This window comes from Rhizobium nepotum 39/7, from assembly GCF_000949865.1.
Taxonomy (GTDB): Bacteria; Pseudomonadota; Alphaproteobacteria; order Rhizobiales; family Rhizobiaceae; genus Agrobacterium; species Agrobacterium nepotum.
Genome location: NZ_JWJH01000001.1, coordinates 80,337 through 98,938 on the forward strand (window position 1 = coordinate 80,337; position 18,602 = coordinate 98,938).

13 protein-coding genes are annotated in these 18,602 nt (G+C 58.6%); 2 read left to right on the forward strand and 11 right to left on the reverse strand.

Features of this window, described 5'->3' with window-relative positions; all coding sequences use genetic code 11:
• Positions 1 to 22: 22 nt before the first annotated feature.
• The 5 genes from RS75_RS00340 to RS75_RS00360 are packed head-to-tail and all read right to left on the reverse strand — an operon-like array spanning position 23 to position 4,816.
• Entirely contained in the window at positions 23 to 727 is a 705-nt protein-coding gene (locus tag RS75_RS00340) for a DUF624 domain-containing protein (RefSeq protein WP_045016257.1), read from the reverse strand.
• Between the two features lie 19 nt (positions 728 to 746).
• Entirely contained in the window at positions 747 to 1,856 is a 1,110-nt protein-coding gene (locus RS75_RS00345; protein ID WP_045016258.1) for an ABC transporter ATP-binding protein, read from the reverse strand.
• A gap of 13 nt (positions 1,857 to 1,869) precedes the next feature.
• A complete protein-coding gene (locus RS75_RS00350; RefSeq protein WP_045016260.1) occupies positions 1,870 to 3,042 on the reverse strand; it encodes a glycoside hydrolase family 88 protein in 1,173 nt (390 codons plus the stop codon).
• Positions 3,043 to 3,046: 4 nt separating this feature from the next.
• The gene (locus tag RS75_RS00355; RefSeq protein ID WP_045016262.1) at positions 3,047 to 3,883 is read right to left on the reverse strand and encodes a carbohydrate ABC transporter permease; all 837 of its coding nucleotides are present in this window, start codon (positions 3,881 to 3,883) and stop codon (positions 3,047 to 3,049) included.
• 3 nt (positions 3,884 to 3,886) lie between these two features.
• On the reverse strand, positions 3,887 to 4,816 hold the full coding sequence (locus tag RS75_RS00360) for a carbohydrate ABC transporter permease (protein ID WP_407691485.1): 930 nt from the start codon (positions 4,814 to 4,816) through the stop codon (positions 3,887 to 3,889).
• A gap of 242 nt (positions 4,817 to 5,058) precedes the next feature.
• Between RS75_RS00360 and RS75_RS00365 the strand changes: the two genes are divergently transcribed.
• Together RS75_RS00365 and RS75_RS00370 are read left to right on the forward strand one after the other, a co-directional pair.
• The gene (locus tag RS75_RS00365; protein ID WP_045016266.1) at positions 5,059 to 6,846 is read left to right on the forward strand and encodes a heparinase II/III domain-containing protein; all 1,788 of its coding nucleotides are present in this window, start codon (positions 5,059 to 5,061) and stop codon (positions 6,844 to 6,846) included.
• Positions 6,847 to 6,856: 10 nt separating this feature from the next.
• Positions 6,857 to 7,669, forward strand: coding sequence for a hypothetical protein (locus RS75_RS00370; RefSeq protein ID WP_045016269.1), 813 nt, complete (start codon positions 6,857 to 6,859; stop codon positions 7,667 to 7,669).
• Positions 7,670 to 7,751: 82 nt separating this feature from the next.
• Here the strand turns inward: RS75_RS00370 and RS75_RS00375 are convergent, their stop codons facing one another.
• The 6 genes from RS75_RS00375 to RS75_RS00400 form a co-directional block, all read right to left on the reverse strand.
• Positions 7,752 to 8,504 (reverse strand): FadR/GntR family transcriptional regulator, encoded by a 753-nt coding sequence (locus tag RS75_RS00375; protein WP_084686311.1) that lies wholly within the window; start codon positions 8,502 to 8,504, stop codon positions 7,752 to 7,754.
• 268 nt (positions 8,505 to 8,772) lie between these two features.
• A complete protein-coding gene (locus tag RS75_RS00380; RefSeq protein ID WP_045016272.1) occupies positions 8,773 to 10,395 on the reverse strand; it encodes an ABC-F family ATP-binding cassette domain-containing protein in 1,623 nt (540 codons plus the stop codon).
• A 143-nt stretch (positions 10,396 to 10,538) separates the two neighbouring features.
• Positions 10,539 to 11,777 (reverse strand): vWA domain-containing protein, encoded by a 1,239-nt coding sequence (locus RS75_RS00385; RefSeq protein ID WP_045016274.1) that lies wholly within the window; start codon positions 11,775 to 11,777, stop codon positions 10,539 to 10,541.
• Positions 11,778 to 11,945: 168 nt separating this feature from the next.
• Positions 11,946 to 12,824 carry a transglutaminase family protein gene (locus RS75_RS00390; RefSeq protein WP_045016277.1) on the reverse strand — a complete coding sequence of 293 codons (879 nt, stop codon included), beginning with the start codon at positions 12,822 to 12,824 and terminating at the stop codon, positions 11,946 to 11,948.
• 4 nt (positions 12,825 to 12,828) lie between these two features.
• Positions 12,829 to 15,234 (reverse strand): circularly permuted type 2 ATP-grasp protein, encoded by a 2,406-nt coding sequence (locus RS75_RS00395; RefSeq protein ID WP_045016279.1) that lies wholly within the window; start codon positions 15,232 to 15,234, stop codon positions 12,829 to 12,831.
• 1 nt (position 15,235) lies between these two features.
• Positions 15,236 to 18,562 carry a transglutaminase family protein gene (locus tag RS75_RS00400; protein ID WP_045016281.1) on the reverse strand — a complete coding sequence of 1,109 codons (3,327 nt, stop codon included), beginning with the start codon at positions 18,560 to 18,562 and terminating at the stop codon, positions 15,236 to 15,238.
• Positions 18,563 to 18,602: the final 40 nt, after the last annotated feature.

The window sequence follows — 18,602 nt, forward strand, 5'->3', positions numbered from 1 at the left end:
GTCGTTGTCTTCTCGGTATTTTCTAAAGGCCTCTCCCCACTGGCTCCGGCATTCGCCCGTGTTTTTTCGCGGCAATATTTCTGGCCGCGAAACACAGGGCGAACATGCCGAGGGAAAAATTGATGGTTGCCGGCATGAACACGGACACCGGATAAAGCAGGATATGCGCGAACCAGAGTGCCGCGACGAAACCGAGTGCTGAAAGCATCGGCAATGGCCTTACCAGCGCAAGAAGCGCCGCCTGCCGCACCGTTGCCAAAAGCTGCAAATCCTGCCTGACCATGAGAACGGTGGCGTAGGCGCACAGAAGAACGAGGAACAGCGTTACCGCCAGGCTGATCGCAAAAGGCAGGCTGTAGGCGAGCTGCAGCCGGGCGGCTCCGGCATAGCTGACGGTCGTATAGGCGCCGGCGCTCACCAGCAGTGCGCCGAGAACCGCAAGAGCGGTGCCGCGAAAGGCAAATTTCCGCAAGGCCTCAAGAAAATCGCGCAACAGATAGGTGTTCTCGTCATTTGAAAAGGAGACGCAGACGCGGGTCATGGCAAACATCGCCGCCGGCATCGTCACCAGCGGCAGGCTGGCGATGAGGAACAGGATATTGAGCTTCACCATCTCCCACCACTCGCGTTTGAGGATATTAAGGAACAGCGCAAGGCCGGTGAGAGGCGGGGCGTTCTTGTCGATCCCGGCTCCTTCCCTGGTCCATAACCGTTCCAGCCATTGCATTGCGTTTCTCCCCGCAGCCTCAGTAGAGGATCGATCGTTCGGTGGCAGGATCGAAAAACTGCGCATTCGTCAGATCCGCCACCAGCTCGACCGGATCGCCGATCTTCGCCTTGAAGCGCGGCGATACCCGCGCAACGAGGTGCTTGCCGCCGGATAAAAGATTGAGATGCACTTCCGATCCCATTGGCTCAGCCAGTTCCACCGTCGCCTTGAAGGGGGAGACATTGGCGGCATCGATATCCGCCGGGGCGAATTCGTGGAAATTTTCCGGGCGAATGCCCAGAATGAGGTCCTTGCCTTCGTAGGGCAGCAGACGCCCGGCATCGATACCGGCCGGCAAAGGCAGGGAGTTGCCGTCGAAGATGGCGACGAGACGCTCGCCGTTGCGATGGAGGGTCACAGGAAGCATGTTCATCTGCGGCGCGCCGATGAAACCCGCAACGAACATGTTGATCGGCCGGTCGTAGAGATTTTGCGGCGTATCCACCTGCTGGATATGGCCGTCCTTCATCACCACGATGCGGTCCGCCATCGTCATGGCTTCCACCTGATCGTGGGTTACGTAGATGAAGGTGGCGTCCAGCCGCTTGTGCAGTTTGGAAATTTCCGACCGCATCGTGCCGCGCAGCTTGGCGTCCAGATTGGAAAGCGGCTCATCGAGAAGGAAGACTTCCGGGTTACGCACCATCGCCCGGCCGAGCGCGACACGCTGACGCTGCCCGCCGGACAGCGCCTTGGGTTTGCGGTTCAGCAGATGGGTAATGTCGAGAATTTTCGCCGCTTCCTTCACCTTCGTATCGATGATCTCGCGCGGCGCCCTTCTGAGTTCGAGACCGAAGGCCATGTTCTTGTAGACGGTCATATGCGGATAAAGCGCATAATTCTGGAACACCATGGCGATGTCGCGATCCTTGGAGGGCACGTCATTCATCACGTCCTCGCCGATGCGGAGTTCGCCGCCGGAAATTTCCTCCAGCCCGGCGATCATCCGCAGGGTCGTGGATTTGCCGCATCCGGAAGGGCCAACCAGAATGATGAATTCCTTGTCGGCGATATCCAGATCGATATCGTGAACGACCTTGAGGGCGCCGAAGGTCTTGTTGAGTTTTTTCAGGGAAATGCTTGCCATCTGTTCCTCGCGCTCACCAATAGGAAGACCAGTTGCGCGAAAGTCGGATCAGCGCTTCCAGATAATAATAATCACCCCATGAGACGCACTCATCGACGCCCTCGCCCCGGCAGGTGTTATGGGCGGTTTTCTTGGAATAGGTGCCGTGCAGAAGCTGTCCGTTGGAAATCGCCGGATCCCGCACCGAGTAGATATCCGCCAGACTTTTCACCATGCGTCTTGCCAGATTTCGGTACTTGTCCGCCTTTTCCGGCGTCTCCAGTTCAGCCATTTCCAGCAGGCCGCAGGCAACGATGGCGGCTGCCGAACTGTCGCGCGGTTCGCCGTCACCATCCGTAAAGATCAGGTCCCAATAGGGCACGAGATCATCGGGCAGGCGTTTCAGGTAAAAGGAGAGAAGCCGCTCGAACGTATCGCGATAGGCGGGCAAACGCTCGTAACGATAGGAAATGGCCATGCCGGCGATGCCCCAGGCCTGCCCGCGTGCCCAGTAGCTCTCGTCGCTGTATCCCTGCTTCGTCACGCCGCGCACCGGCGCGCCCGTCTCCGGGTCCATGTAGAATGTATGATAGGTGGAATCGTCCGGCCGGACGGAATGGGCAAGCGTGGTGCGGGCATGGGCAAGTGCGACGGTGCGGTAGTCTTCCCGGCCCGTTTCCCTGCTTGCCCAATAAAGCAGCGGCAGGTTCAAAAGGCAGTCGATGATGTAGCGATATTCATTGGGATTGTCCCGGCGGCCCCAGGCCTGAATGAATTGCCCGACCGGCTGGAACCGTTCCATCAGCTGATCGGCGGCCATCAGCGCCGCGCGCCTGCCATCCTCGTCGCCTACAAGCTTCCATGCGGCGATGCAGGAGGGCGAATAGAGAAACCCCATATCGTGGTGATCGGTCTCGATGCGGTTTTCGATGCGGCGCAGGAAACTCTGTACCTGGATTTGCGCCGCATGCTGAAAAGTCCTGTCGCCGGTGTGTTCGAAGGCGAGCCATATCTGGCCCGGCCAGAAACCGGCGGTCCATTGGTCGTTGGCCACTGCGGGGTAGAAATTCTTCACGCTCGAATGGTTCTGCGCCGCATAGGTGAATTGCGGCAGGTTGCGCCTGACCTGTGCGACGGCGGCCGTGAGTGCGGCGTCGATTTCCGCGGCGGTGATCGGGTTCGGAACGGTTGTGGTCAAGTCGAGCATGAAATCAACCCTTGATGCCAGTGGAAGCAACGCCTTCGACAAAGAAGCGCTGCAATGCGAGGAAAACGACGAGAACGGGAATGAGGGCGACGACCGAGGCGGCCATGATCAACCCGTATTCCGCCGAATATTGCGAAATGAACATACGCAGGCCGATCTGGATGGTCTTGAGTTCGGTCTTGGTGAGATAGATCATCGGCCCGAGGAAATCGTTCCAGGTCGTGACGAAGGTAAAGATCGTCAATGTGGAAAGCGCCGGCTTGGAGAGCGGCAGCATGATCTTCGCCCATATCTGGTACTCGTTCATGCCGTCGATGCGGGCCGCCTCGCAAAGCTCGTTCGGGATCGACATGTAGAACTGCCGCATCAGGAAGACGCCGAAGGCGGTGAAGGCCTGCAGGAAAATCAGGGCGAGATGGGTGTTGTTGAGCCCGAACTCGCGCATCAGCAGGAATTGCGGCACCATATAAACCTGCCAGGGCATGGCGATGGTGGCGATATAGCCGAGAAACAGCGTGTTCTTGTAGGGAAAATGCAGCTTGGCGAAGGCATAGGCCGCAAAGCTTGATGTCAGCAATTGCAGCAACGTGACGATGATCGTCAGCTTCGACGTATTGTAGATGAAGAGCGCCAGCGGAATTTTCGTCCAGATTTCAACGTAGTTTTCCCAGCGTGGCTGAGAAGGAATCCACTCGATCGGAAAGGCGAAAACATCACGGCTAAGCTTCAGCGATGCCGACAGCATCCACGCGAAGGGCAACAGCATGATGATGGTGACAATGATCACGGTCAGATAGATGCCGATCGTGGCGGTGGGGATTTTGCGGTCCATGATGCGCATCGATCAATCCTCCCGCTGCCGTTTGAACTGAATGATGGTGACGACGAGGACGAGGAAGAACAGGACGAGGGCGATCATGCTGGAATAGCCGAGATCCCAGGAAATGAAGGCTTCGTTGTAGATGTGGTAGACGAGAACCAGCGTCGAGGTGCCCGGCCCGCCCTGCGTGATCATGTAGACCTGATCGAAGACTTTGAAGGACTGGATGGTCAGCATGACGGTGACGAAAAAGGTGGTCGGCGCAAGCTGCGGCAGGGTCACATGGATGAATTTCTGCCACGCATTGGCGCCGTCCAGCCCCGCCGCTTCGTAAAGCTCCGAATTGATGCCCTGAAGCCCGGCGAGATAGATGACCATGTAATAACCCATGCTCTTCCACACACCGAAGAGAATGACCGTCACCATGGCCCAATGCCGGTCCGCCGCCCATCCCGGCATATCGGCGGGATCAAGGCCGAGCGTATAGAGCAGCATGTTGACCGGACCCATCTCCGGATTGAAAATCATGTTCCAGACGACGGCGACTGCGACCAGCGACGCGACATAGGGAAAGAACATCGCCGTGCGGAAGAAATTACGGCCGAGGATTTTCTGGTTGAGCAGGATCGCAAGTCCCAGCGCGCAGGCGAGCGTGGCCGGCACGGATGCGACCGTATAGATGACTGTGTTCCAGAAGGCTGCGATAAAGGCCCTGTCCTCGAAAAGCCGCCAGAAATTATCGAGCCCGGCAAAACGCATCGCATTGGAGCCGTCCCAATGCATGAAGGCCAAAGCGAAGGCGAAGATAATGGGGCCGAGCGTAAAAATCGCGAAGCCGAGGAAATTGGGCGCAATGAAGGAATAGGCAACGAGCGCATTTTCGATTCTGCGCCGCCGTTTGGAGACGATGCGGACTTTTTTCTTCCGATACGGTGCTGCCTGCTTGTCGGACATGGTCGCGGTTGCGATTGCCACAGCCTACCTCCCATTGCTGTCGTTCCACCGCATCATCGGTGCCAGCTGCGTTTTCCATCGCGGCTAGGGTCTTCACCTTGCCGCCTCCCGCGCTCTGGATAACACAATATCGATATTGGTCAAACAACTTTGCATAAAGTCAGACAAATTTTCTGGTTTTTTGAAAATACGTATGATAGGAGCCGCATATCGATTGCGGAACGCGCGGGAGGTTTGAGGGCGTGTTTGTCGAAATGATGCGGTTCCTGCCCGATCGGCTCGCCGATTTCGGTGCGGAGCTGACGGCACAGAAAATACGGTCTTCAGCGCCGGACGCGGTTTCCCGCAGCCTCATCGAGGCGGCGGAGCAGGCCCTTGGCGAACCTTGGCCGCTCATTCTGGCGGGCGACTACCGGGAATATAGCCGGAGCGGCAATCGCGATCATTTCGAGGGGCTTTATTTTTCCCGGCGCCTGAAACTGAATGCGCTCGTTCTCGGCGAATGCGTCGAGGGGCAGGGCCGTTTTCTGGATGCCATCATCGACGGTTTGTGGCTGATATGCGAGGAAAGCGGCTGGCAATTGCCCGCCCATAATTCCCATATTCGCGGTAGCCCGCGAGATCCTCTGCCCGATCCGGAAAATCCGGTGATCGACCTTTTCGCGGCCGAAACCGGCGCCAATCTGGCGCTGTGCCTGCGTCTGCTTGCAACGGAACTGGAAGGGGTAAATATAAATCTCGTTTTGCGCGTTCGCGCCGAGATCGAGCGGCGCATCACGCGGCCTTATCTTGCCCGGCATTTCTGGTGGATGGGCAATGGTGACGAGCGGATGAACAACTGGACGGCCTGGATAAGCCAGAACGTCCTGCTCTCGACCCTGCTGTTGCCTACCGACCAGCCGACGAGACGTTTGGTGGTGGAAAAGGCGCTCAAAAGCCTCGATGCGTTTCAGAAGGATTATGCGGAAGACGGGGCCTGCGAGGAGGGCGTTCTTTATTACGGCCATGCCGCGCTTTGCATGTTCGGGGCGATGAGCATTCTCGAAGCTTCCGCCCCCGGCTCCATGGCACCGCTTTTTAATGCGCTGAAACTGCGCAACATGGCCGAGTTCATCCTCAACATGCATGTGCAGGAAGACAGATTTTTCAACTTCGCCGATGCGCCGGCGAAGGTCGAAACATCGGGGGTACGGGAATATCTCTTCGGCAAGGCCGTCTCGTCGTTGCCGCTTCAGGCCTTCGCCGCCGCTTGCTGGAACCGCACGTCGGACCGGCTGATGCGGAAAGAGTGGAACCTTTGGTATCGTGTTCAGGCCGTTCTCGTCACACCGGAATTGTCTGCGCTTGTTCCCGCAGAGCTTGCAAAGATTGACATCGCCTATCCCGGCATCGGACTGGCGATTGCCCGCGACGGGGTTTTCGATCTTGCCGTGAAGGTGGGCAATAATGGCGAAAGCCACAACCACAACGATGTCGGTAGTTTCACGCTCTATAAAAATGGTCGACCGTTCATCATCGATGTAGGGGTGGAAACCTACACCGCAAAAACCTTTTCGCCGCAACGCTACGAAATCTGGACGATGCAGTCGGCCTTTCACAATTTGCCGACCTTCGGCGGTGTCACGCAGACCGCCGGGTCTGAATTTGCCGCGCGGGATTTTGCGGCCGGGTTTTCGGAAAAACAGGCGGAAATTTCCTTCGATATAGCCGGCGCGTATCCCGCCGTTGCGGGTGTGAGGTCTTATCGCCGCTGCGTTCGGCTGTTGCGTGGCAGCCATGTCGAAGTCGTCGACGAATATGAAGGCAGTGGGGCAGCAATTCTGTCGCTCATGGTCGCCGAAAAGCCCGTCGTGACGCCGGATCGTCTGAACTTTGCGGATTTGGGAGACATCATCTGCGAAGGCGCGGGGCTGCCTGCTGTCGAAGCAATACCGATCGAAGACGCCCGCCTTCGCCAATCCTGGCCGGAGACGATCTACCGCGTTCTCATTCCCTTTGAAGCCAAACGTCTGTGCCTGACGATCAGTTAAGGAAGTGCCGATGAAGCTTACACTCAAGGTCGTCAATGCGGCTGGTGCGATTTTGGCGCAGGCCGGAGCGGAGGACGAGGTTTTTCTCGTTTATCGGGCCGAATATTGCGAGGGCGATCTGCTTGTCGTCGAGATTTCGGAACCCGGTCATATCTGGCTTGCCCTCGACGCCGGAATGCCGCCGACTCTGGTTTTCTTGCGGAAAACAGAATTTGTCCTGCCGGTTCCTTCCGCCTCAAGGCGAAAATCCTATCCGCCGCAAGCGTTCAGCGGCGTCATTCACCGGATCACGGCGCGGCGCGCGCTCGCCGGGGAGGTTGGGGTCCGCAGAAACCTGGCCTTAAACCCGTTTGACGACCATGAAAACACCTCGCTGTTTCCGCACGTCTATGCGAGCACCGAAACGCGCGGAGAGGCCGCCTTTGCGGCCCGCAATGTCATCGATGGCGAAAAGGCCAGCGCCGGTCACGGTTTCTGGCCCTATACCAGCTGGGGTATCAATCGCGATCCCGAGGCTTCATTGACGCTTGTTTTCGGCCGTGCGGTGCTGATCGACCAGCTGACATTTTATCTGCGAGCGGATTTCCCCCATGATGCATGGTGGGAGCAGGCGAGCGTCACCTTTTCCGACGGTGAAAGCGCCAGCTTCGCCTTGCGAAAAACCGGAGCTGCCCAGACTTTCCCGGTCGCGCCGCGCCAGGTGGAATGGATCCGCTTGCATGATCTTAAAAAAGCGGACGATCCCTCGCCCTTCCCCGCGCTGACACAAATCGAGGTATGGGGCGCGGATTTGCGCGAAACGCTTCAGAGCGCGTCCGGTTAAACGGAATCGCCGGACGCACTCCATATCCTGGTTTTCGCATTTTCCGGACGTAAAACCGCTCCGCAATTCCACTGGGCATGCTCTAGCTGTGTGCGATGCCCCGCAGGTCGCGCATCATGTCGCGGTAGCGGTGCTGGCTGCCGCGCAAATGCGCCTGCATCGCCAGTTTGGCGTCCTGTTCATTTCTGTCCGATATGGCGATGACGATCGCTTCATGTTCCTTGTGGATCAGCCGTCTGTAGGCCGTCTGGTCGTTTTCCGCAGTTTCGGAAACCACGCGGGATTGCGGGATGACGGCCTGGCCGTGCAACTCGAGGAATTGCGTAAAAAGCGGATTGTTGGTCGCGGCCGCTACGGCGAGGTGAAGAGCCAGATCAGCCTCGCGAATAGAGCGGTTTTGCTCAATACATTCGAGAAGCCGGGCATGACAGTCGAAAATAGCCTCTTCCTGCGATGGTGAGCGGCGAAGAGCGGCAAGGCCAGCCGCCTCGATTTCAAGCGGCGTTCTGATTTCCAGAACTTCCAGATCGGAAGATAGCCGGGCGCGATCGATACCGGGAGCGGACGAGATTTCCTTCTCGCGCTTCAGCACGAAGATGCCCGCCCCCTGGCGAACCTCCACCAGCCCGTCGCAGCGCAGACCCGTGACCGCCTCGCGCACGACTGTGCGGCTGACGCCATGCGTTTCCGTCATCTCGATTTCGCTGGGCAGCCGGTCGCCGGGTCCGTATTGCCCTGAGGCAATCGCGTTTCTCAGACTCAGACTGACCTGGCTGACCAGAGAACCGGAAGATTTATTGCGCTGCTTTTGCTGTTCAGGCACCTGGGTCACCATGCATTAAAATCGAGGCAGGGCGCGATGCCCATGAAATATGTATGATGAATTTCAATAAAACTCAATGATCATACCAATTCTACCCTTGGTGATCGCATCTCTTGCCGGATCGCGCGCATTCTTCACCCATGCGAAACGTCAGAAGCCCGGCTTCGCTGAAAAACTTGATCGTCAGGTCGTAGCTATGCGGTCACGATCCGCGTTCCGAAACGATCAACGGCTCGTCAGCAAGTTCCCTGATGCGCAGGCTTTCGGTGCGTGCGTCGTGTTAGCTGCGCAGACCGGGTGCTTCCTGTCCGGTGCTTTCCACATATTCCGTGTATCCGCCGCCAAATTGGTGGATGCCATCCGGTGTCAGTTCCAGCACCCTGTTTGAAAGGGCGGCCAGAAAATGACGATCGTGAGAAACGAACAGCATCGTGCCTTCATATTCCGACAGGGCCTTGATCAGCATTTCCTTGGTGTCGAGGTCGAGATGGTTCGTCGGCTCGTCCAGAACCAGGAAATTCGGCGGGTCAAACAGCATGGCGGCCATGACGAGACGGGCTTTTTCACCGCCGGACAAAACACGGCAGCGTTTTTCCACATCGTCGCCGGAAAAACCGAAACAGCCGGAAAGGGCGCGCAGCGGTGCCTGGCCGGCTTTCGGAAAACGCTCCTCCAGCCATTCGAGAATGGTGCTGTCGCCATCCAGAACATCCATGGCGTGCTGGGCGAAATAACCGAGCTTGACGCTGGCGCCGAGCGTGACGTTGCCGGAGTCCGGCGCGGTCGTGCCGGTCACCAGTTTCAGCAAAGTTGATTTTCCGGCACCGTTGACGCCCATGATGCACCAGCGCTCCTTGCGCCGCACCATGAAATCCAGCTCACCGTAGATCGTGCGGCTGCCATAGGCCTTGTTCACTTTCTTCAGCGCAACGACATCTTCGCCCGATCTGGGCGCCGGTGCGAATTCGAAAGCGACCGTCTGGCGCCGCTTGGGCGGCTCGACGCGGTCGATCTTCTCGAGTTTCTTGACACGGCTCTGCACCTGCGAAGCGTGCGATGCGCGCGCCTTGAAGCGTTCGATAAATTTGATTTCCTTGGCGAGCATCGCCTGCTGGCGCTCGAATTGCGCCTGCTGCTGCTTTTCGTTCTGCGCCCGCTGCTGTTCGTAAAAGCCGTAGTCGCCGGAATAGGTGTTGAGACTGCCGCCATCGATTTCGATGATCTTCGTCACGATGCGGTTCATGAATTCGCGGTCATGCGCGGTCATCAAAAGCGCGCCGTCATAGGTCTTCAGAAAATCCTCGAGCCAGATCAGGCTTTCGAGATCGAGATGGTTCGATGGTTCGTCGAGCAGCATCACGTCCGGGCGCATCAAAAGGATGCGGGCGAGCGCCACGCGCATTTTCCAGCCGCCGGAAAGTTTGGCGACATCGCCGTCCATCATTTCCTGGCTGAAGCTCAGTCCGGCCAGAACTTCGCGCGCGCGGCCCTCAAGCGCGTATCCGTCCAGCTCTTCATAACGCGCCTGTACTTCGCCATAACGCTCGATGATGGCATCCATTTCGTCCATCCGGTCGGGATCGGACATGGCGGCTTCCAGTTGCCGCAGTTCGGCCGCCACTTCGCTGACCGGGCCAGCACCTTCCATGACTTCGGCCACGGCGGAGCGGCCGGACATCTCGCCGACATCCTGATTGAAGTAACCGACCGTCATGCCCTTTTCGACGACGACCTGTCCCTCATCGGGTTGCTCCTCGCCGGTGATCATCCGGAACAGCGTGGTCTTTCCGGAGCCGTTCGGGCCGACAAGACCGATCTTCTCGCCGCGATTGAGCGCGGCGGAGGCCTCGATGTAGAGAATGCGGTGACTGTTCGACTTGCTGATATTTTCAATGCGGATCATGACGGGGCCTGTGAATGGGAGCGGCCCTCCTATGCCACGGGCCGCCGCCGCTGTCACCTGCCGCGCACGCCTTGTCAGCCATGCAACGGGGCAAGGTAGCTCCGGAGTGATCACGCTTCCGGGCCTGTGCCCGCCATATTTCGTCAGTTGGTCAGCGTGGCTATGCTGCCGGCAGCCTTGCGCGCGATTTCGCCGAAGGCAGTGACGATCTGCTCCAAGTTTTTGGGCTCGTAATAATTGTCTTTAGTGTAAGCGCATTCCTGTAGCAGCTTTTGGCCTTTCGCAGGCGCCATGAAGGCGACGCTGAAAACTTTGATGCCGTCCTTCTTGGCTTTCTCGCAGGTCTTGAGGACGGCCGCATCGATACCGGCGTTCCACGTGGCGCTATACCCCGTCATTTCGCCGTCCGTCATAAGAACGATGTAACGCTCGAAGGATTCGTTTTTCTCCTTCTTGTGCTCGTCAGCTTCAGTTGGGTTCACCTTTTTGAGGGCGTTGTAAGCTGCGTCCAGGCCGCTGGTCGCGTCTGTACCGCCAGTTGGAAATTCTGGGATCTCCTTGTCGACATAGCTGACAATACCGCTGGTTCCCCAGCTGATGGCCTGAGATGTATAGGCCTCGTGCGTGTAAACAGAAGCACCCGTTCGAACCAGTTGGGAACCGCCATCGGCGGTATGAGTTGGATCTGCCGTCTTCAGTGTGGCAACGAGAAAGCTGATCGCTGTTTTCAACGATGTGGCCTTGTTGACGTAGCAGGGTGATGTGTTTTTAAGGCTGGGGTAGCTGCTCCAATTGCCGGCCGTGTAGTTCTGGCACGACGTTTTTTCGGTATTGACGGTATCCGTCTTGAAGGACATTGAACCGGAGCGGTCGAGCACCAGATACATGGAGATCGGCGCGCCCTTGTTGACGGTGCTCACTGCGGTGCCCGTCGCCGCGATGTCGAGTGTTTTTGGTCCGATGAACCCCAGCAGCGGATTGAGCTTCATCTGATAGTTGATCGTGGTCTCGATGGTGTAAGTCTTGCCGCGTGCATTTTCCGTCGTGCCAATATTGATTGGGGAGTTTTTCTCGAGTTCCTTCTTCTCTTCCTCCGTCAGGTTCTTTTCCATCTGGCTGACGATGAAGGCTTTGGCGGTCTCCTTGATCTGTTCGTCGGTCAGCTCGCCTTTTTTCAAACGGGCTTCGGTCGCCGCCGCAAGGGCTGCAGAATCTGCCGTATTCTGCAGGTCCGCTTTCACCTGCATCACATTGGCCAGTTCTATGCCGGCGCCTGCGACACCCAATAATACCGGCAACAGGATTGCAGTCATCATGCCAAAATTGCCGCTCGTGTCGGCAAGGAAACGGCGCTTCAGTTTTTGGGGTGCGGAGGCGTTCATAAGAGTGCTCAACAATTAGAATATTCGGTTGAGCGCAGGAAACCTACAAACGATGTAAAATCCGCTAATACAAACGGTTAAATTTTATATGGCGTTCAAATTGGCGCAGTTTTCCAAGTATTTTCAAGAATTATTTCGGATGGGGTCGGAATAATAAATCGCGTGTCATTATTGGACGGGAATGACGTCGACGGCCTGTTTTATCTGCTGATTGCCGTAGCTCTTCAAAACGCCGATCACCGGCGCGACATCGGAATAATCCCGGCCATAACCAACGACGATATGGTCGCTTCCAGCCGCAATATCATTGGTGGGGTCGAGCTCCAGATAACCGGCCGCCTCGCCGCACCAGATGCGAACCCAGGCATGCATCGCATCGGCACCTTCCAGACGCTCCTTGCCCGGTGGAGGAATGGTGCGCAGGAAGCCGCTGACGTAACCGGCGGGAATGCCGAGGCTGCGTAGCGCCATGATCATGATATGCGAAAAATCCTGACACACGCCGCGTTTCAGCTTGAAGGCTTCCGATGGCGTCGTATCCACGGTCGTTGCCTCACCGTCATAGGTGAAGTCCCTGTGGATGCGTTTGCATATCGAGAGGGCGATCTCGCGAATGGTCATTCCGGGTTTCAGCACTTCTCGTGCATAGGCCGAGATTGCCGCATCCGTCCCTAGTCTCGGACTGGTGCCGATGAAGTGGTGCGGCGACTGGGAGTCGATCGACCAGACGTCGGCAAGGCCCTGCGGCAGGCGTGAAAGCTCCGGTGAAAAATCAGCCGTCAACGCTGGCGCGTCCACCATCACACGCGCCTGCATGCGGATATCCAGTTTCTCGTGCGGCGCGCGCAGATGCACTGATGTGGCCGATTGATGAAAGAAATCCGTAAAGATGGCGCGTTCTTCCGGCACCGGCGAAACATCGATAGAACCGGCGACAAGCCGCTGCCGGCCAGGGATCGACAGGGGCAGAACCCGGATAATATGGCGCGCGCCGTGGGCCAGCGTGTCGTAGGTGTAACCCATATGCAGGGAAAGATCATAAAGCATCGGGTTATCCGAGATAAGTACGGGCCAGAACATCGGAAAGATGCTCCATGTCCGTTTCGAGCTGGCGATAGATCGCGCCGTTCATGTTTTCCGGCGTCATCACGGCAAGACCGGAATGCAGCCGCATCGCCTCGCGGTAAAAGGGCGACATCTGGCCGTTTACAAAGGCGTTCGGAAGCTGCTCCACCTCGGTGCGGATTTCATTCAACTGGAACAGGATCGACCGTGGATTGAGCGGATCGAGCGCCAGAAGATCGGTGACGGTCAGACCCGCCGTGCTGACGTTGTAACGGCGGCGATGAGTCATGACGCTGTCGCCGATTTCCAGCAGCATATCATAGGAGCCATCCGGTGCATCCGGTCCCGTCATATGGCCGAGAAGCCGCGTCATATGCAGGCCGCGTTCGAGATAGCGACCGATCGACAGGAAACGCCAGCCGGTGAACCGATACATGTTTTCATGCACGAGACCGGCAAAGCCGGCAAGCTTGCGCAGGAGGATCGTCATGGCATGGGTTGCGTCGTCGCCGGGCGAGACCTTTGCGTGGAACCGGCGGGCGGTCTTGGCAAGATCGTTCAGCGCCAGCCATCCATCCGGCGAAAAGCGGTCGCGAATGTTGCTGGCGGAATAAAGCGCGCTGTTGATATTGTTCAGCAGGCTTTCCGGCACGGCATCGTTCATCTCCACATCCAGCGCTTCGAGATAACGCGTCACATGCGCAAGCAGGGGCTGGCGTGGGTCGGCGGATTCGGCATAACGCCCGTGCCAGGCGCGTAGAATGCGTAGTGCCCCTTCCGAACGTTCGATATAGCGGCCGAGCCAGAAGAGGTTATCCGCAGCCCGGCTGGGCAGGCTGCCCGGCATGTTGCGGGTGAAGCTTTCTTCCGCCGGCAAAAGCGTGGTGCGTTCCACCGGCTTGTCGCTGACGATCCAGACATCCGCAGCACTGCCGCCCGATTGCATGGCGATGGCGGAGACATCGTTGCTGCTGCCGATCCGCGCAAAGCCGCCGGGCATGATCTGCCAGCCATCCTGCGTGCGTGCGGCAAAAACGCGAAGGCTCATCGGGCGCGGCACGAGCTTGTTGTCGATATAGGCCGGGGTTGTGGAGAGTGTTACCACCTCCTGGCCCACCAGCCTGTGGCCATCGGAGGCAAGCCAGTCGCTGATCGATTCCTTCGCTGTTTCGCGCAGGGACGATCCGAGCACAGACTGGCCGTTGTCTTCGAAGAAAGGAAGCCGGGAATAGGCCGGGCCGATAACCATGCCTTCGATATTGCCGGCGACATGGCGGCGTTCCGATTCCTGCCCGCACCACCAGGTCGCGATCGACGGCAGTTTCAGGTCTTCGCCAAGCAGGTGACGGCAGACGCGCGGCATGAAGGAAAGCAAGGCCCGCGTCTCGAGAATGCCGGTGCCGAGCGCGTTGACGATTGTCAGTGCTTCGTTGCGCAGCGCCTGCACCATGCCCGGCGTGCCGATGTGGGATTGCTGATTCAGTTCCAGCGGGTCGGAATAGGAGGCGTCGAGACGCCGCCAGAGCACGCCGATCGGCTTCAGCCCGGCCACGGTTCTCACCATCACGCGGCCGTTGAGGACGGTCAGATCCTCGCCCTCGAGCAGCATGAAGCCGAGATAACGGGCGATATAGGCGTGTTCGAAATAGGTTTCGTTTGCGGGTCCGGGCGTCAGCACCGCGATGCGGTCATCCGGGTGCTTTCTGTGCGCCTGTAACGTGTCGCGGAAAGCGCCAAAAAACGAAGCGAGACGGTGAACATGGGTTTCCGCATAGATGTCGGAAAGCGCGCGCGTGGTCGCCACCCGGTTTTCGAGCGCAAAACCCGCGCCGGAAGGCGCCTGCGTCCTGTCGGCCAGCACCCACCAGTTACCATCCGGTCCACGCCCGATCTCGAAAGAGCAGAAATGCAGGTAATGACCGCTTGCCGGTTTTACCCCGACCATCGGCCGCAGATATTCGGGATTGGAGGCGATCAGCGCTGGTGGAACATAGCCTTCCTTTACCAGCCGGTTTTCACCGTAAAAATCGGCGACCATGGCTTCCAGAAGATTGGCGCGCTGTTTCAGCCCCTCGGAAAGAACCGCCCATTCCTTGTCGTCGATCAGCACCGGAATATGGGAGATCGGCCAGTTTCTTTCGCTGCTCCCCTTGGCGTAATCGCGGTAGAACACGCCCGCATCGCGCAGATAGCGGTCGGTGCGGGCAAAGCGTTCGTGCAATTCGCGTTCAGACATGCGCGACAAGGCGCCGAGCAGGTGTTTCCAGACTGGTCTTACCTTGCCGTTGGTGTCGAGCATTTCGTCGGCGACGCCAGGCAAGGGGGAATAATCAAGCCCGCGCGGTTGCGCGCCCGTTTCCCTCTTGCGTTCCGTTGCCGGGGCTTTGGACAATTTACACTCCGTATGGCCGGCGCAGATCGAGCGTCAGCGGAAATTCTGGCGACACGGTTTCCGCCATCAGCGGATATTGCCCGGCCGTATGTCCCCATGGTTCGAAACGGGCGAGGCGGCGTGCCTCGGCTTCGTTGCCGTTGACGGGAAATGTCTCGTAATTGCGCCCGCCCGGATGAGCAACATGGTAGATGCATCCGCCGATCGATCGGCCCGACCATGTATCATAAATGTCAAAGGTCAAGGGTGAATTGACGGGCAGCACAGGATGCAGGCCGGCGGAAGGCTGCCATGCCTTGAAGCGAACCCCCGCCACCGCGACGCTGCGATTTTCCGTCGCGGTCAGCGGAACCGCACGTCCATTGCATGTAACGGCATAACGGGACGGGTTAGAGGTTTCGAGGCGCACCTGGAGGCGCTCGACGGAGCTGTCGACATAACGCACGGTTCCGCCGATGGCGCCCTGTTCACCCATCACATGCCAGGGTTCCAGCGCCTGCCGCAATTCCAGCTTCGCGCCCTCATATTCCACCTCGCCGAAGAACGGGAAACGGAATTCCTGCTGGGCGGTGAACCATTCCGGCTTCAGGTCAAAACCGTTTTCCCTGAGATCCCCGAGCACGTCCATGAAGTCTGCCCAGATATAGTGCGGTAGCATGAAACGGTCGGCGAGCGTCGTGCCCCAGCGCACGAATTTTCCGGCGGCCGGGTTTTTCCAGAAACGGGCGATGAGGGCGCGTACCAGCAATTGCTGGGCGAGCGACATACGGGCGTTCGGCGGCATCTCAAAACCGCGGAACTCCACGAGGCCGAGGCGGCCTGTCGGCCCATCCGGCGAAAACAGCTTGTCGATGCAGATTTCGGCGCGGTGGGTATTGCCCGTCACATCCGTAAGCAGGTTGCGAAACAGACGGTCGACCAGCCATGGCAATGGTGGCGCGCCTTCACTGGGGGCTGGCACCTGCGCGAGCGCGATTTCCAGCTCATAGAGACTGTCGTGGCGGGCTTCGTCGATGCGTGGCGCCTGACTTGTCGGGCCGATGAACAGGCCGGAGAACAGGTAGGAGAGCGACGGGTGCCGCTGCCAGTGCAAGACGAGGCTTTTCAGAAGATCGGGCCGACGCAGGAAAGGGCTGTCATTGGGGTTGGCGCCGCCCACGACCACATGGTTGCCCCCGCCGGTGCCGGTGTGGCGGCCGTCGATCATGAACTTGTCGGCGCCCAGACGCGTCTGGCGTGCCTCGTCGTAGACCGCCGTGGTGATGTCGACGCAATCCTTCCAGCTGGCGGCCGGGTGGATGTTGACCTCGATGACGCCGGGATCGGGCGCGACGCGGATGACATTGATGCGCTCGTCATGCGGCGGGCCATAGCCTTCGATATGGACCGGCAGTCCGAGATCGGTCGCTGCCGCTTCCGCCGCGGCGATCAGTTCGAGATAGTCCTCGATGCGTTCGACCGGTGGCATAAAGACGCAAAGCCGTCCGTCGCGCGGTTCCACGGACATTGCGGTGCGCACCGCGCCGCCAATTTCTCCCAGCGTCTGTTCGATGCGTTCCTGCCCGGAGGCTTCATCGACGTGGAAAGAAGCTTCCGGCATGGTGCGCCCGGAGGGCTTGAATTTGTCGGGAAGCGGCCCCCTCGGGATCGAAGGGTCGGCCTCGTGAATATAGGGATAGGCGGATGGCGGCACGTGGGGCAGGGTGCCGAGCGGCAGGCGGTAACCGACCGGGCTGTCGCCCGGGACGAGGAAGATCTTGCCGCGCCGCGTATTCCATTTCTCGCTGACCCAGCCTTTGCCATCGGCCTTGGCGTTCCACGCCTGCACCGGAAGAATATAGCCCGTCGGGGTCGTCAATCCGCGTTCGAACACGCGGGCAATACGGTTTCGCTCTTCGGGGTCCTTCAGTTTCGAATTGGACGGATCGACATTGTCGGGAAGACTGCCTTCCTTGATGATCCATTCGGCCGGATCCTCATAGGCCGGAAGTACCAGATCCGGTTCCACGCCAAGATGAGTGGCGATGCCGCTCAGCAGTTTCTGCGCGTCCTGTGCCTCGACGCCGGTATTTGCGTCTTCTTCGGCGATCAGCGCCGGGTTTTGCCAGATCGGCAGTCCGTCTTTGCGCCAGTAAAGCGAAAAGGTCCAGCGGGGCAGGCTCTCGCCCGGATACCATTTTCCCTGCCCGTAATGCAAAAAGCCGCCGGGGGCGAAACGTTCGCGCAGGCGGCGGATCAAGGCATCCGCCTTTTCGCGTTTCGTCGGTCCAACCGCGTCGGTGTTCCATTCTTCGGATTCGAAATCGTCAATGGAAACGAATGTCGGCTCGCCGCCCATGGTCAGCCGCACGTCATGGGCATTCAGAACCTGATCGACCTCTTTGCCGAGCGTGTTGAGGCTCTCCCAGCTCTCATCGGAGAAGGGTTTGGTGATGCGCGGGGTTTCGGCAACGCGCCGGACCTGCATATCGAAAGCGAATTCCGTATTGGCCTCGCCGAAATAACCGCCGGAAATCGGCGCTGCATTGCGGAAATGCGGCGTTGCCGCCAGCGGAATATGGCTCTCGCCGGTCAAAAGCCCCGAAGTGGGATCGAGACCGATCCAGCCCGCGCCCGGCATGTAGACCTCGGCCCAGGCATGCAGATCAGTGAAATCCACCTCCGTTCCGGACGGGCCGTCCAGCGCCTTGAGATCCGGCGTCAGCTGGATCAGGTATCCCGATACGAAACGCGCGGCAAGGCCGAGATGTCTGAGGATCTGGACGAACAGCCAGCTGCTGTCGCGGCACGACCCCCTGCCGGAAGCCAGCGTTTCTTCCGGGGTCTGAACCCCCGGCTCCATGCGGATGACGTAACCGATTTCCTGTTGCAGACGGGCGTTGAGGCCCACGACCATATCGACGGTCGGTTGTCCGGGCGTGTGGTCGACCGTGGCCATGAAGGCGGAAAGCAGGGGGCCGGTCGGTTCCGGTTTCATGTAGATGGACAGATCTTCCTGCAACTCCTGCGGATAGTCGAACGGCCATTTGGTCGCTTCTTCCTCCACGAAGAAATCGAACGGATTGTAAACCGTCATATCGGCGACAAGATCGACCTCGATCTTAAATTCCGTCGCCGGCTCGGGAAAAACGAAACGGGCGAGGTAATTGCCGTAAGGATCCTGTTGAAGGTTCACGAAATGATTGGACGGGGAAACCTTGAGCGAATGGCTGATGACGTGGGTTCTGGAGTGGGAGGCGGGCTTCAATCTTATGATTTGCGGTCCAAGGCGAACCGGATTGTCGTATTTATAATGCGTCAGATGATAGATGCTCGCTTTGATTGCCATTAATCTGCCTTGCCCGGTTTTCCGGTTTATGCGGTTTGTC